This is a genomic window from Mesorhizobium sp. ES1-6, assembly GCF_020164775.1.
Classification (GTDB): domain Bacteria; phylum Pseudomonadota; class Alphaproteobacteria; order Rhizobiales; family Rhizobiaceae; genus Mesorhizobium.
Map to the genome: position 1 here is coordinate 107,677 of NZ_JAIUGU010000001.1, position 15,103 is coordinate 122,779.

Here is a 15,103-nt window from a genome sequence, read left to right on the forward strand (position 1 = left end):
CGACGGCGGCCAGTCACGCGCTGAGCAAGGTCAGGTTTCTTAACTGTATTCGATTGCATTTAATTGACTCTTTTCGAGTAAAGGCCTGCTGGTACTTCGGATACACCGTGGCGGTAGGAATGCTGGACGACCTGGTTGGCAAGATCCTCGACAAGATTTCGGGCACCAGTCTGCTGGCGACCGGGCTCTTGCTGCTGACCGCTCTTGTCAGCGCGCTCGTGGCCTATTGGCGCACGGTCGAGGAGAAGAGCTGGAAGGAATTTTTCGAGTTCGCCATTCCCCATGAGGTCATCACCCATCCCTCGGCGAAGGCCGACCTTTTGTTCTGGGTGACGAAGAAGGCCCTGATGCCCTTCCTGATGCTGCCGGCGGGAATTGTCTTCGTCACCGCGGTCGGCTACGGGACCAACTGTCTGTTTTCGACGCTATTCCAGTTCCAGCCGCCGCTGATCGAGGGGCCGGCAGGGCCAGTGACGGTGCTCATCTTTACCATCACCATGCTGCTCGCCTACGACATTTCCTACTATCTCTATCACGTCGCCCAGCATCGCTATCCGCTGCTTTGGGAACTGCACAAGGTGCATCATTCGGCCGAGGTGATGGTCGGGATCACCAAGGACCGCGTCCATCCGCTCGACGAGTTGATGAATAGAGCCTGGGACGGCCTCATCGTGGGGTTCTGTTTCGGCATCTGGTCGCTGGTTTCGCTGAACCTTGTCGAGCTGACCGTCTTTGGCGTCAACGTCTATGTCATGCGCAACATTCTGATGATGGATTTCGTCAGGCACACGCATTTCAAGATCTCGTTCGGCCCGCTCAACAATTTGATCCTGTGTCCTCATTGGCACCAACTGCATCACAGCACCGATCCGCGTCACTACGACAAGAATTTCGGGCTGCTCTTTTCCTTCTGGGATCGGCTCTTTGGAACATTGTGCGTGCCGAGGCCCGACGAGGACTTCAAGTTCGGACTGGTCGACCGCGATGTGCGCGACTACCAGTCGCTCGCAGGCCTCTATGTCATGCCGCTGAAGCGGATGTGGGGGCATATTGCCAAGCGTTTCAGGGCCCGGCGACTGCGCCCGGCAAAACCACGGACCTCGCAATCGTCGGAAGGGACACGGCCATGAATGCCCCCTTTGTGCTTGCCGTACCGCGAACACGCAGCTTCGAGGTCGTGACGTCGGCCGAGCGCCTGGCCGAGATCGCACCGGCCTGGAGCGAACTCTGGCAGCGGGCTGGTGGGCTTGTCTTCCAGCACCCGGACTGGATCGCGGCCTGGTGGCGCACGACCCCGCATCAGGAGCGGCGCGCGCTCAGGATTGGGCTCGCCTGGAACGGCGACCGGCTCGACGGCGTGATAGCGCTCGCCACCTTCAGGCGCTCCGGCATCCGCATGCTCGAATGGGCTGCGAAGGACCATAGCGACTATGGCGACGCGCTGGTTGCACCCGACAGCGACCCACAGGCCATCTCCCGCCTTTGGCAGTATGTTTTTGATCAGGGCGGCTTCGACCTGATCTACCTCAACCGCCTGCTGCCGGATGCCGGTGTCCATGCCCTGCTGCGCCCGGCCCAAGGCAAAGCGCTTCGGCCCAATCACCGTGGTGAAATCAGCTATCGCGTCACGGGTCCCTGGCAGAGTGGGGCGGAATGGTTCGAGACGCTGTCGAAAAAGGGCAGGCAGAACTATCGTCGCGGCCGCAAGTTCATGGAAGAGAGCGGCGCGTTGCGTTTCCGCCTCCTGGATGCGGATGAGCCGCGCGAGCCGGTGCTCGAGCGGGTCGCGACGCTGAAGCGGCTCTGGCTCGTTCGGCATGGTCGCGCCTCGGATCTGTTCGATGAGGGCTCGCCGGTTCTCGCCGCGCTTATTTCCGTGCTGGCCGACCTCGGGCTGTTGCGCATCTTCGTGCTGGAGCTTGACGACACGATCATCGCCGTCTCGATCAATTTCGAGCAGCACGGCACGATGATGGCCTTCGTCACCACCTATGATCCCGAATATGAGCGCGGCTCGCCGGGTATGGTGCTGATGATGGATTATATCCAGTGGTCGCTCGACCGTGGCCTTGCCACGATTGATTTTCTCTGCGGCGGCGAGGATTTCAAGCGCCGCTTCGCCACGCAATCAGTCGCGCTGTCGTCGATGATGGGTGCGCGCGGCCTGCGCGGTCATCTCGCCGCGCTGGCCGATCAAGCGAGCCATGTTTCGAAGTCCTGGAGGACGCGGCGGCAGCCGAAAGCCGACGCGCCGCACGACGAATAACGCCACGATCGCGTTTGCCCTCGTGGGCTCTGCCGCTCACAGCGCGCGAACAGCTTCCAGCACGGCCTCGGCATGGCCCTTGACCCGGACCTTGCGCCAAATCCTGGCGATCCGTCCGTCACGGCCGATCAGGAACGTCGCGCGCTCGACGCCCATGTATTTGCGGCCATACATCGATTTCTCGACCCATAGATGATAGGCTTCGATCACCTTGCGCTCCTCGTCGGCGGCGAGATCGATGGTGAGATCGTATTTCGACTTGAACTTGTCGTGCTTCTTGGCGCTGTCGGGCGACAGGCCGATGACGACGGCGCCGGCCTTCTCGAATTCCGGCCTCAGCCGTGAGAAGCTGATCGCCTCTTGCGTGCAGCTTGTCGTGTCGTCCTGCGGATAGAAATAGAGCACCACCGGCTTGCCGGCGGATGCGGCCAGGCTGAGCGATCCACCGCCGTCCCGCGGCAGGTCGAATTGCGGCGCAAGATCGCCCACGTCGAGGTCAGCCATATCGATGCCCTTGTTTGAGGTTACGCGCGAAGCCACAGCGATATAGTGTCGAGCGGGGATTCGTCCACGAGCGAATTCGGACAACGGAAGATTGCGTGGATCAGGAGCAACCGCAGCACGAGAAGATCAGGTTCAGGCGGGACGAGATCACCGACCTGGGGACCTTGCCGTCCGCGTGCCGTGTCCCGCCCCTCGGTCAGGCTGCCATCGGCCGCGGCTTTCGAATGCTTTCGCGCGTGTTTGCCGGCCTGGTCGCTTTCATGCTGCTGGCCGCGATGGCGGTCTATCTCATCGGCCTTTCCGGCATAGGCTCGGACAGGCTGCGCGTCGAGGCCGAGAGCGCTATCGAGAGGCTTGCGGGCGTCGACGTCAAAGTGGCCGTCGGGCCCGCCCGCATCACGCTCGACAGTTCGAGCTTCGTTGCCCTGCAGGTCAGCGATGTCAGCCTGAAGACATCGGACGGCAAACCAATGGCCGATGCGGGGCGTGTGCGCTTCGGCGTGCGCCTGGTGCCGCTTCTGTGGGGTGAGGTGCGGCTGACCAGCGCCAGGATATCCGATGCCCGCATCGTCATGGCGGCGATGCCTTCCGGCGGCGACTGGACCGCGGCGCTGCGCAATGAGGACGGCCTTGTCGATCCGGAAAAACTGTTGGACGCGGTGTTCGGCAACATCCATCACGTGCTCGACGCCGTGCGCGAGGATTCGATGCGCCGGATCGATCTCAGCAATGTCGAGTTCGTGCTCCCCGACGCCGGATCGATCAAACTGGTCAAGATCGCCGACGCCACCCTCGTTCAGTCGGGACCGGGCGGCATGGCGTTTACCGCTGATGCCGATGTCGACGGCAGGACGGTTACCGTTGCAGCCTCGGCCACCCGCGATATCGCCGCGCATCGGGTGACTGCCCTGGATGCCAGCATCAATCTGGCGGATGCCGGCGCTACCGCTGCCGGCTCCGGCAAGCTTGGGGCCGTCGCGTTGAAGGTGACAGGAGCGGAAGGCTCAGGTGCCACCGCGTCACGCTTGGCGGCCGCCCTTTCGTCGACCGGATCGGTGCTGGATCTTGGCACGCGCGGCCTGCTGCCGGCGGATGCCGATGTCAATGCGACGCTTGTCTACGGCTCCAACAAGATCCAGGTGGACAGGTTGCTGCTCAAGACCGGCCGCTCGACTTTCGATTTTGCCGGCTCCGTCGGGCCCAAGCCCTCGACCGGCGCCGCTGGCGAGGAGCCTGCCTACCGCTATGACCTGACCAGCGACGGCTCGACCCTGGCACCGTCGGAATCGCCGGAACCCGCGCTGACCTTCCTCTCGCGCGTCGCCGGCGTCTATCAGACCAAGAGCCATAAACTGGTGGCCGAGCAGATCGCGGTTCGCTCCTCCGCTTCCAGCGAGGTGCTTGGCACCGCAACCGTGGAATTCGTCGACGGCAAGGCCCCCGGGATCAATGTGGCGCTCAACGTCCATGACATGCCTGTCTCGCACGTCAAACAGCTGTGGCCGTGGTTTTCGGCGCGCAATGCGCGGCTCTGGGTGCTGAACAATCTGTTCGGGGGCCGCGTGGTCGACGCCAGTCTCCAGTTCCAGGTGGTGCCGGACCGCCTCGGCAATGGCGTACCGCTTTCGGCCGAGGAGGTCTTCGGCCGCTTCCAGATAGACGGGGCGCGTTTCGACACGGCCGGCCGCATTCCGCCGATCCGCGACGCGGTGGGCGTCGTCGCGTTCCACGGCAACGATGTCGACGTTTCGTTGTCGTCGGGCACCGTCTTCATGCCCAGTGGCCGCACGGTGGCGGCCAGCAACGGGACGCTGACGGTCAAGGCCGCCAACCGTCCGCCGGTCATCGGCGCGCTCGACATCGATGTCGAGGGGGAGGCGCCGGCTGTCGCCGAACTTGCCTCCTACGAACCGATCAACGCCATGCGCCATGTCGGCATCCTGCCGGAGGACCTGTCCGGCAGCGTCACCGGCCATGTCAGGGCGGACATTCCGCTGCAGTCGGGTGTCGACACCGCGAAGCTCGATTGGCTTGTGTCGCTCGACTATACCGGCCTGTCCCTGGCCAAGCCGTTCGAGGGACAGGCCGTGACCGGTGCCGATGGTTCGATAACGGTCGACCCGGAAAAGGCGGTCATTTCAGCCAAGGCATCGCTCAACGGCATTCCGGCCGAACTCGATCTCGTCGAGCCGCTCAGGGATGACGGGCCGGCGCGCAGCCGCAAGGTGGCCCTGGTGCTCGACGACAAGATCCGCGCCGCCGCCATGCCTGGCCTGACGCCGCTGCTTGGCGGAACGGTGAAGGTCGCGATCGACAAGAGCGGCAGCGGCAACCAGAACGTTTCGGTCGACCTGACCAATGCCAGGCTGAACATTCCCTGGGCCGGCTGGAGCAAGGGGGCGGGGGTCCCCGCCAGCGCCACCTTCGTCATGACGAAGTCCGGCGATACCACGACGCTGTCCGACTTCGAGCTCGACGGCAAGACATTCTCCATCGACGGCGGCATCGTGCTGGTCAACGGCGCCCTGTCCTCGGCCAAATTCGGCAAGGTCACCTTGAACCGGGGCGACGATGTGTCGGTGTCGGTCAAGCGATCGGGCAAGGGCTTCGCGGTCGACATCAATGGCAAAGCGCTCGACGCTCGTTCGCTCATCAAGCAGTTCACGTCCGATGTGGACACCGCGACCAAGACGACGGGAACGGACAATATTTCGGTCAGCGCCGACGTCGATCAGCTGACCGGCTTCCACGATGAGCAGCTGTCCAACCTGAAGCTCGACTACAGTGCCGCCGGTTCGCGCGTGAACGGGCTCAAGGTCAGCGCGACGGCGAGTTCCGGCGCCGCCATCGCCATCAGCAACACCACCGGCGACGGCAGGCGTTCGCTCAATGTGCGGTCGGCGGACGCCGGCGCCATATTGAGGTTCCTGAACGTCTACGAGCACATGGAAGGCGGCGCGATCACCCTGGCCCTGTCGGGGGCCAGCGACGGGCCGATGAAGGGCAAGGTCGATACCAGCAATTTCTTCATCGTCGACGAACCCAAGCTCGCCTCCATCGTCTCGACCACGCCGGCCGGCGACAGCCGCAGCCTCAATCAGGCGGTGAAGGGCAAGCTCGACACGTCGCGGGTCAAGTTCGAGCGCGGCTACGCCGAAATCGACAAGGGCAGCGGCTACCTGAAGCTGACCAACGGCGTGCTGCGCGGTCCGCGCATCGGCACGACCTTCCAGGGCATTCTCTACGACCAGAACAACAATATGGACATGACCGGCACCTTCATGCCGGTCTACGGCCTCAACCGCATCTTTGGCGAATTGCCCATCGTCGGCGCGCTTCTCGGCAACGGTCGCGACCGCGGCCTGATCGGCGTCACCTACCGGCTCAGGGGCAATGCCAACAAGCCGGTGCTGGACGTCAATCCGCTGTCGGTGATCGCGCCGGGGATATTCAGGTCGATCTTCGAGTACCGGTGAGGGTCCTCAGGCCGGCCGCACCAGGATGTGCTTTTTCCTGCCCAATGAAAGCTTTACGACGTTTTCCGGACTCAAATCCTGAACCGTGACCAGCCGACGGTCGTCGCTTACCGGCTGGTCGTTGAGGCGTACGGCGCCGCCCTGGATGTGCCGCCGTGCCTCGCCATTGGACGACGCCAGCTCAGCCGTGACCAGCAGCGACAGGATGCCGACGCCGGCTTCCAGCTTTGCCGCTTCTATCTCGACGGTCGGCAGCGTGTCGGCGAGCGCGCCTTCCTCGAAGGTCTTGCGCGCCGTCTCGCTGGCCTGTTCGGCGGCCGCGCGGCCATGCAGATGGGCCGTGATCTCGGTGGCGAGGATCTTCTTGGCTTCGTTGATCTCGGAGCCGCCCAGCCGCTCGAGCCGCGCCACCTCGTCTAGCGGCAGCGTGGTGTAGAGTTTCAGGAACCGGCCGACATCGGCATCCTCGGTGTTGCGCCAATATTGCCAGAACTCGTAAGGGCTCAGCATCTGCGCATCGAGCCAGACCGCGCCCGAGGCCGACTTGCCCATCTTGGCGCCGGACGAGGTGGTGAGCAACGGCGTGGTCAGCGCATAAAGTTGCGCATCCTCCATGCGGCGGCCGAGATCGATGCCGTTGATGATGTTGCCCCACTGGTCGGAGCCGCCCATCTGCAGGCGGCAGCCGAGCCGCTTGTAGAGTTCGACGAAATCATAGGCCTGCAGGATCATGTAGTTGAATTCGAGGAACGACAGCGATTGCTCGCGATCGAGCCGCAGCTTGACGGAATCGAACGCAAGCATGCGGTTGACGGAAAAGTGCCGGCCGACATCGCGCAGGAAATTGACGTAGTTGATCTCCATCAGCCAGTCGGCATTGTTGACCATGACCGCGTCGTTCGGACCGCTGCCGAATTTCAGGTAGGGCATGAAGTTGCGGCGGATACCGGCGAGATTATCGTCGATATCCGCGGGCGTCAGCAGCTTGCGGGCCTCGTCCTTGAACGAGGGATCGCCGATCATCGACGTGCCGCCGCCCATCAGCGCGATTGGCCGGTGGCCGGTCTGCTGCAGCCAGTGCAGCATCATGATCTGGATCAGCGATCCGGCATGCAGGCTCTTGGCGGTTGCGTCGAAGCCGATATAGGCCGTCACCGTCTCCTTGGCGAAGATTTGATCGAGGCCGACATCATCCGAGGTCTGGTGGATGAAGCCGCGCTCGCTCATCGTGCGCAGGAAGTCGGATTTGAAGGCAGGCATTTTTTGTTTCCCGAAAGCGTACGCCCGGTCCGGCGCGGGCATATGTGAACGCGCGCGTTTAGCACCCAAGCGCGATCAGCAAAAGTGGATTCCGGTTTTGCGCCGGATCGCGCGCCAACCAGGAGTTCGCGATCAGCAAAAGTGGATTCCGGTTTTGCGTCGGATCGCGCGCCTCTCGCGAGCGTCGGGCCAGTTCTTGCCTCATTCATGCCGCTGGCGTAATGAGGCGCCGCGCAAGGGCAGCGCCCGCACGCCGCGACGGGGCCGTCCCGCAGATCAGATCCGGAAAGCTCCCGCGATGAACAGAAACTACGTCTTCCTCTTTCTGTTCAGCTTGCTGATGAGTTTCAGCGGCTTGGCGAGCCTTCCGCCGATCGATCGCGACGAGTCCCGTTTTGTCCAGGCGACCAAGCAGATGGTCGAAACTGGCGATTATATCGACATTCGCTTCCAGGACGTCTCGCGCTACAAGAAGCCGATCGGCATCTACTGGCTGCAATCGGCCGCTGTCGCATTGAGCGGCGAGGGGGCTGCCGCGCCGATCTGGGTGTATCGCCTTGTCTCGATGCTCGGAATCGCCCTCGCTGTTCTGGGCATCGCCTGGACGGGCACGAAACTTTTCGGTGCCAATGCCGGCCTTGCCGCCGGCCTGATGATGGCGGCGATCTTCGCCACCGCCTTCGAGGGGCGCGACGCCAAGACCGACGCCATGCTTCTGGCTTGCTGCGTGGCCGCGCAGGGCGCGCTGGCGCAAATCTATCTGGCGGCGCGTCGCAACGAGCCGGTGGCGGGCCATCTGCCGTGGATATTCTGGTTGGCGCAAGGCGTCGGGATCCTTATCAAGGGACCCGTGGCCCCGCTGCTGTCGCTGCTGACGGCGGCCGCGCTGTTTGCTTTCGAACGCGACTGGCGCTGGCTTTTGAAGCTGAAGCTGGTGCGCGGCATCGCGCTCGTCTTGCTCATCGTGCTGCCCTGGGTCGCTTTTATCGGCTGGAAGAGCGGCGGCGCCTTTTTTCAGGAAGCCGTCGGCAAGGATATGCTGAACAAGGTCGCGTCGGGCGAGGAATCGCACGGCCTGCCACCGGGTTTCTACATGCTGACCTATTCGCTGTTCATGTGGCCGTTCGGCCTGATCGCGGTCGGCGCCGGCCTGCAGGCCCTCAATCGGGTGCGCGACGATTTCAGGCTGCGCTTTTGCCTGGCATGGTACATTCCCTTCTGGCTCGTGTTCGAACTTATCCCGACCAAGCTGCCGCATTACGTCTTGCCGGCCTATCCCGGCATGGCGCTGCTGATCGGCTGGCTGTTGACCCTGCAGCCGCAGGACGCCAATGCGCCGCTCAAGCGCTGGCAGCAATGGTTGTGGTGGTCGACCGCTTTCGGTCTGGTGGTGGTCAGCCTCGGCCTGGCGGCGGTCTGCATCGGGGCACCGATCTACCTTACCCACAGCTTCTCGTGGTGGAGCATCCCGGCGGCGGCGTCGGCGCTGGGCGCCGGCTATCTGGCCTTCTCGCGTCAGTTGCAGGTGCCGCTGCCTCGCATCGGAGCCACCGCCGCCTGCGCGGGCATCACCTATGCCTTGCTGTTCGGTATCATCGCACCGTCGCTGAAGCCCATGTGGTTGAGCCCGGCGATCAAGCAAGCCGTGCTTGCCAACCAGGCATGCGACACAACGGTGCTGGCCTCGGCGCGGTATCAGGAGCCGAGCCTGGTGTTTCTGGTCGGCACGAAAACGGTGCTGACCGATATCGGAGGCGTGGCGGAGCACCTGCTCGCCGATCCTGCCTGTGCACTGGGGCTGGCGCCGATCGGGGATGAGCAGAAGCTGAATGGCATGCTGTCGGTGAAAGGAAAATCGGTGAACCGTCTCGCCGAAATCGATGGCCTCAACTATTCGTCGGGAGACAAACTGTCGCTCGGCCTTTATCGTGTGGCCCAATGACGGCTGGGTCGATGACAGAGTCCAGTTTCCAATGCTCGTGAAATCGCGCCCTCCGGTGTCCAGCTCGCTCCTCGGAATAGGACGCCGATCACTCGATAATTTTCGCGACACGATGCAGATCGCGAGACGGCGCCTCGCCGTTCGTCCCGCTCGCTATCCCAACATCTCATGGTGGGCGTGGGGGCTGGTCTGGGTCTTTCTGACGGCCGCGGCCTTTGTTCGGCTGGATACGCCGGCGGGCATGGCGCATGAACGATGGTCGCCTGCCGTGGGCAGGCTCGCCGAGTTCTTCACGCAGTTCGGACTGGGCGGCTGGTATCTCATCCCGTCCGCGCTTCTGCTTGTCGCGGCCAATCTGACGGATTGGCGAAGCCTTTCGCGGCGCGCGCTGATGCTGGTCTACAGCTGGACCTGTCTGGCCTTTCTGGTGCTGAGCGCCGTTGGCCTCTCCGGTCTCGCTGTCAATGTCCTGAAATATGCCATTGGCAGGGCCCGCCCGCTCTATTTCCAGGATTTCGGCGTCCTTGCACTGCACCCCTTTGCCTTCGATGCGCGCTTTGCGGGCTTTCCCTCCGGCCATGCCACGACGATGGGCGCCGTGTTCGGCGTGCTTCTGCTCCTGTTTCCGCGCCGCTGGTACATCGCCCTGGTGCTCACGGCCTGCATCGCCTCGACCAGGATATTCGTCGGCGCGCACTATCCCAGCGATACCGTTGCCGGCTTCGGCCTCGGCTGCGCCTTCGCGCTGGCCTGCGGATTGGTCTTTGCCCGGCTGGGCTTCATCTTCCGGCCGGCACCGTCGGGATTGCCGGTCCGCAAGCCATCGTTCCGCTTGATTGCCCCCGAAAAATAGATCGGGCCGGATCATCGTCAAATATCGAGCGGGGGACGTTGCCCGCCCGCCCGTACGTTTTGCTTGGCGGTTTAGCGCAACCGCTTCGGCCGCGGATCGGACAATTCACCGGCCAGCCGGCGATCGAGATAGTCGGCGCATTCCTCGATCAACAGATCCGCGTCGTTGGCGAAGAAATGGTTGGCGCCGGGCAAGGTCTTCTGCGTGATAGTGATGCCCTTTTGCGTGTGCAGCTTGTCGACCAGGCCTTGCACATCCTTCGGCGGGGCCACCTTGTCGGCATCGCCATGGATGATCAGGCCCGAGGACGGGCAGGGCGCCAGGAACGAGAAATCATAGGTGTTGGGCTGCGGCGCGATCGAGATGAAGCCTTCGATCTCGGGCCGGCGCATCAGGAGCTGCATGCCGATCCACGAACCGAAAGAATAGCCGGCGACCCAGCAGCTCTTCGAATCCGGGTGCAGCGACTGCACCCAGTCGAGCGCGGCCGCCGCGTCCGACAATTCGCCCGTGCCGTGGTCGAATTCGCCCTGGCTGCGGCCGATGCCGCGGAAATTGAAACGCAGCGTGGTGAAATCGCGCTTCTGGAACATGTAGAAGAGGTCGTAGACGATCTTGTTGTTCATCGTGCCGCCGAACTGCGGGTGCGGATGCAACACGATGGCAATCGGCGCGCTCTTTTCCTTCGAGGGCTGGTAGCGTCCCTCCAGGCGACCGGCCGGACCGGTGAAAATGACCTCAGGCATGAAATACTCCACTTGGGTAAAACGAGCGCGCGGCGCCCGGAACGCTCTTCCTACGGCGCCCGCTTCCACAGACCTTGACGCAGGGCGAGCGCCTTCATAGAAACTAGTTTAGAATTATTCAAAACTGGGTGGCCGAAACGCAATCGCCCGGTCGCCCTCGCCGCAAGCCGCGTAAATAGGACGGCTTGCCTTGGAATTTCAAGGAAATAACGCCATACGTCGGCGGAATGGCTACTGACGGGACGAACTGGACGAAAATGGCCGCGACACGCGCCTATCTCGACTATAACGCCAGTGCGCCGCTGCTTCCAGCGGCGCGCGAGGCCATGGTCGCGGCGCTCGATGTGGCAGCCAACCCGTCGTCGGTCCATGCCGAGGGACGCGCCGCTCGCCGCGTGGTCGAAACCGCCAGGCGCGATGTGGCCGCACTGATCAACGGCAAGCCGGAACATGTCGTCTTCACCTCGGGCGCAACGGAAGCCGCCGCGACGCTGCTGACGCCGGACTGGCGGATGGGGCGCGGCGCCATTCGCATGAGCCGGCTCTACGTCTGCGAGGCCGACCATCCGTGCCTGCTGAATGGCGGACGCTTCCCGGCGAGCCAGGTGACGCGGATCGGTGTCGACGCTGATGGCATTGTTAGGCTCGATGCCTTGACGGCGGCGCTTGCCGGTCACGACAAGGCTGACGGCTTGCCGCTTGTGGCGATCCATGCCGCCAACAACGAAACCGGCGTGATCCAGCCCATCGGCCGCATTACCGAAACCGTCAAGGCGGCGGGCGGCGTCCTCGTTGTTGACGCGGTGCAGGCGGCAGGCCGACTTTCCATCGACATGTCAGCGGGTTACGCCGACTATTTGATTCTGTCGTCGCACAAGCTCGGCGGCCCCAAGGGTGTCGGCGCCATCGTCGCCGCCTCGGATCTGATGATGCCGAAGCCGCTGATCAATGGCGGTGGCCAGGAAAAGGGCCATCGCGGCGGCACCGAAAACCTGCCCGGCATTGCCGGATTTGGCGCCGCGGCCAGGCTGGCTCTCGCCGGATTGCAGACCGTCGATGCCGTGCGTCGGCGTCGCGACGAGGTCGAAACCATTCTCAAAACGCTGGCGCCGGACATAGAAATCTTCGGAACCGGCGCGCCGAGGCTTGCCAACACGACATTCTTCGCTATTCCCGGCATCAAGGCCGAAACAGCCCAGATCGCCTTCGATCTTGCCGGCGTGGCGCTGTCGGCTGGCTCGGCCTGTTCGTCGGGCAAAGTCGGTCCGAGCCATGTGCTGAAGGCCATGGGCCATGGCGACAGTCTTGGCGCCTTGCGCGTCTCGATCGGTGCGGCGACGGGTGTCGAGGACATCGAACTGTTCCGCGCCGCGCTTGCTGGGCTAGCCGCTCGCCGGGCGGACAAGGAGAGAGCCGCCTAGCGGTTGGACGATTTTGGGCCTCTCGGCCTGGTAGAGCCGTGCGTTTCATGCTGGCCGGGTGAATTTCCGGTCGAGGCGCACTATATGGAACTTACGCTGCCGCGAGCGTCTTCGGCGTTTCATTTGGCGGTGCCATAGTTTGAAAACTGTCGGGCCTTGACCCCGGCGTGGATGGAGAACGCATATGCCTGCTGTGCAGGACACGATCGATCGGGTCCGAAAGATCGACGTCGACCAATACAAATACGGATTCCAGACCGAGATCGCCGTCGACAAGGCTCCCAAAGGCTTGAGCGAAGACATCATCCGTTTCATTTCGGCCAAGAAGGACGAACCGTCCTGGATGCTGGAATGGCGCCTGGAAGCCTATCGTCGCTGGCTGACGCTGGAAGAACCGACCTGGGCGCGCGTCAACTATCCCAATATCGATTTCCAGGACATTTACTATTACGCGGCGCCCAAGAGCACGCCCGGACCGACTTCGCTCAGCGACGTCGATCCCGAGATCTTGAAGGTCTACGAGAAGCTCGGCATTCCGTTGAAGGAGCAGGAGATCCTCGCCGGCGTGCAGAAGACCGACGCCTCGGAGTTCGAGGAAGCCAGCGACAACGTCTACAAATCAGGCCGCGTCGCCGTCGACGCGGTGTTCGATTCCGTCTCTGTCGTCACGACCTTCAAGAAGGAACTGGCGCAGGCCGGCGTGATCTTCTGCTCGATCTCGGAAGCGATCCGCGAGCATCCGGAACTGGTGCGGAAATATCTTGGTTCGGTCGTGCCGACCTCGGACAATTTCTACGCCACGCTGAATTCGGCCGTGTTCACCGATGGTTCCTTCGTCTTCGTGCCCAAGGGCGTGCGCTGCCCGATGGAGCTGTCGACCTATTTCCGCATGAACGAGAAGAACACCGGCCAGTTCGAGCGCACGCTGATCATCGCCGAGGAAGGGGCGTACGTCTCCTATCTCGAAGGTTGCACGGCGCCGCAGCGCGACGAGAACCAGCTCCATGCCGCGGTGGTCGAACTGGTGGCGCTCGACGATGCCGAGATCAAATATTCGACTGTCCAGAACTGGTACCCCGGCGACGCCGAGGGCAAGGGCGGCATCTACAACTTCGTCACCAAGCGCGGCGACTGCCGTGGCGACCGTTCGAAGATTTCGTGGACGCAGGTCGAGACCGGCTCCGCCATCACCTGGAAATATCCGAGCTGCATCCTGCGCGGCGACGATTCCCAAGGCGAGTTCTATTCGATTGCCGTGTCGAACGGCTATCAGCAGGTCGACAGCGGCACCAAGATGATCCATCTCGGCAAGAACACCTCGAGCCGCATCATCTCCAAGGGCATCGCCGCCGGCTTCTCGCAGAACACCTATCGCGGCCAGGTCTCGGCGCACCGCAAGGCGACCAACGCCCGCAACTTCACCAATTGCGATAGTCTGCTGATCGGCGACCAGTGCGGCGCGCACACCGTGCCCTACATGGAAGCCAAGAATTCGACGGCACAGTTCGAGCACGAAGCGACGACCTCGAAGATTTCCGAGGACCAGAAATTCTACGTCATGCAGCGTGGCATCCCCGAGGAGGAGGCCATTGCGCTTATCGTCAACGGCTTCGTCAAGGACGTCATCCAGCAACTGCCGATGGAGTTTGCGGTCGAGGCGCAGAAGCTGATCGGGATTTCGCTCGAGGGCTCGGTCGGCTGACCCGACAGATATTTCAGGAAACAAAAGAATGCTTGAGATCAAGAACCTGCATGCCCGCATCGTCGATGACGGCACCGAAATCATCCGCGGCTTGAACCTGACGGTGAAAGCCGGCGAGGTCGCCGCCATCATGGGCCCGAACGGGTCGGGCAAGTCGACGCTGTCCTACATCCTCGCCGGCCGCGAGGATTACGAGGTGACCGAAGGCGACATCCTCTACAACGGCCAGTCGATTCTCGAAATGGATCCAGCCGAACGCGCCACGTCAGGCATCTTCCTCGCCTTCCAGTATCCGATGGAGATACCGGGCGTGGCGACCATGGAATTCCTGAAGGTCGCCATGAACGAGCAGCGCAAGGCGCGCGGCGAGGAGCCGCTGAAAATCCCCGAATTTTTGAAGCGCGTGAAGGAAGCAGCCGCCTCGCTCAGCATGGACATGGCGATGCTGAAGCGGCCGCTCAATGTCGGCTTCTCCGGCGGCGAGAAGAAGCGCGCCGAGATCCTGCAGATGAAGCTCCTGGAGCCGAAACTCTGCGTGCTCGACGAGACCGATTCCGGCCTCGACATCGATGCGCTGAAGATCGTCTCGGACGGCGTCAACGCACTGCGCGCGCCGGACCGGGCATTCCTGGTCATCACCCATTACCAGCGCCTGCTCGAGCACATCGTGCCCGACAGCGTGCACGTGCTCTACAAGGGCCAGGTCATCAAGTCGGGCGACAAGTCGCTGGCGCTCGATCTGGAAGCCAATGGCTATGCCGGCGTGATCGGCGAAGCCGCGTGAGATGCCAGAGGGCAAGGTCAGACTGATGAATATGCACACTCAGCCCCAGAGGACACCGGCCGAAACAGCGTTGATCGACGCGTTCGGCGACCGGCTGTCGCTGCTGCCGGGCGATGGCGCGGTGATGCTGAAGCGTGACGACGCCATCG

General features: G+C 62.9%; 11 protein-coding genes. 8 read left to right on the top strand and 3 right to left on the bottom strand.

Annotation, left to right across the window (positions count from 1 at the left end; genetic code table 11):
- The first annotated feature begins 119 nt into the window (after positions 1 to 119).
- Both LB564_RS00585 and LB564_RS00590 read left to right on the top strand, forming a co-directional pair.
- Positions 120 to 1,130 carry a sterol desaturase family protein gene (locus LB564_RS00585; protein ID WP_224534340.1) on the top strand — a complete coding sequence of 337 codons (1,011 nt, stop codon included), beginning with the start codon at positions 120 to 122 and terminating at the stop codon, positions 1,128 to 1,130.
- On the top strand, positions 1,127 to 2,266 hold the full coding sequence (locus LB564_RS00590; RefSeq protein WP_224534341.1) for a GNAT family N-acetyltransferase: 1,140 nt from the start codon (positions 1,127 to 1,129) through the stop codon (positions 2,264 to 2,266). The genes LB564_RS00585 and LB564_RS00590 overlap by 4 nt, the downstream gene beginning before the upstream one ends.
- A gap of 36 nt (positions 2,267 to 2,302) precedes the next feature.
- On the opposite strand, the gene LB564_RS00595 is transcribed toward LB564_RS00590, so the two are convergent.
- Positions 2,303 to 2,770, bottom strand: a complete 468-nt coding sequence (locus tag LB564_RS00595) for a peroxiredoxin (protein ID WP_224534342.1) — start codon at positions 2,768 to 2,770, stop codon at positions 2,303 to 2,305.
- Between the two features lie 95 nt (positions 2,771 to 2,865).
- Between LB564_RS00595 and LB564_RS00600 the strand changes: the two genes are divergently transcribed.
- Entirely contained in the window at positions 2,866 to 6,246 is a 3,381-nt protein-coding gene (locus LB564_RS00600) for a DUF3971 domain-containing protein (RefSeq protein WP_224534343.1), read from the top strand.
- Positions 6,247 to 6,252: 6 nt separating this feature from the next.
- Here LB564_RS00600 and tyrS read toward each other — a convergent pair whose 3' ends face one another.
- A complete protein-coding gene (tyrS, locus tag LB564_RS00605) occupies positions 6,253 to 7,506 on the bottom strand; it encodes a tyrosine--tRNA ligase (RefSeq protein ID WP_224534345.1) in 1,254 nt (417 codons plus the stop codon).
- A gap of 298 nt (positions 7,507 to 7,804) precedes the next feature.
- On the opposite strand from tyrS, the gene LB564_RS00610 reads away from it, so the two are divergent.
- Both LB564_RS00610 and LB564_RS00615 read left to right on the top strand, forming a co-directional pair.
- Complete coding sequence (locus LB564_RS00610; protein ID WP_224535376.1) at positions 7,805 to 9,448, top strand: ArnT family glycosyltransferase; 1,644 nt, start codon at positions 7,805 to 7,807, stop codon at positions 9,446 to 9,448.
- Between the two features lie 112 nt (positions 9,449 to 9,560).
- Positions 9,561 to 10,301 carry a phosphatase PAP2 family protein gene (locus LB564_RS00615; protein ID WP_224534347.1) on the top strand — a complete coding sequence of 247 codons (741 nt, stop codon included), beginning with the start codon at positions 9,561 to 9,563 and terminating at the stop codon, positions 10,299 to 10,301.
- 71 nt (positions 10,302 to 10,372) lie between these two features.
- Here the strand turns inward: LB564_RS00615 and LB564_RS00620 are convergent, their stop codons facing one another.
- Positions 10,373 to 11,047 carry an alpha/beta hydrolase gene (locus LB564_RS00620; protein ID WP_027042409.1) on the bottom strand — a complete coding sequence of 225 codons (675 nt, stop codon included), beginning with the start codon at positions 11,045 to 11,047 and terminating at the stop codon, positions 10,373 to 10,375.
- 257 nt (positions 11,048 to 11,304) lie between these two features.
- On the opposite strand from LB564_RS00620, the gene LB564_RS00625 reads away from it, so the two are divergent.
- From LB564_RS00625 to sufC, 3 genes are all read left to right on the top strand, one after another.
- Entirely contained in the window at positions 11,305 to 12,468 is a 1,164-nt protein-coding gene (locus tag LB564_RS00625) for a cysteine desulfurase family protein (RefSeq protein ID WP_224534349.1), read from the top strand.
- 184 nt (positions 12,469 to 12,652) lie between these two features.
- Complete coding sequence (sufB, locus tag LB564_RS00630) at positions 12,653 to 14,170, top strand: Fe-S cluster assembly protein SufB (protein WP_224534351.1); 1,518 nt, start codon at positions 12,653 to 12,655, stop codon at positions 14,168 to 14,170.
- Positions 14,171 to 14,198: 28 nt separating this feature from the next.
- Positions 14,199 to 14,954, top strand: coding sequence for a Fe-S cluster assembly ATPase SufC (sufC, locus tag LB564_RS00635; RefSeq protein WP_015318168.1), 756 nt, complete (start codon positions 14,199 to 14,201; stop codon positions 14,952 to 14,954).
- Positions 14,955 to 15,103: the final 149 nt, after the last annotated feature.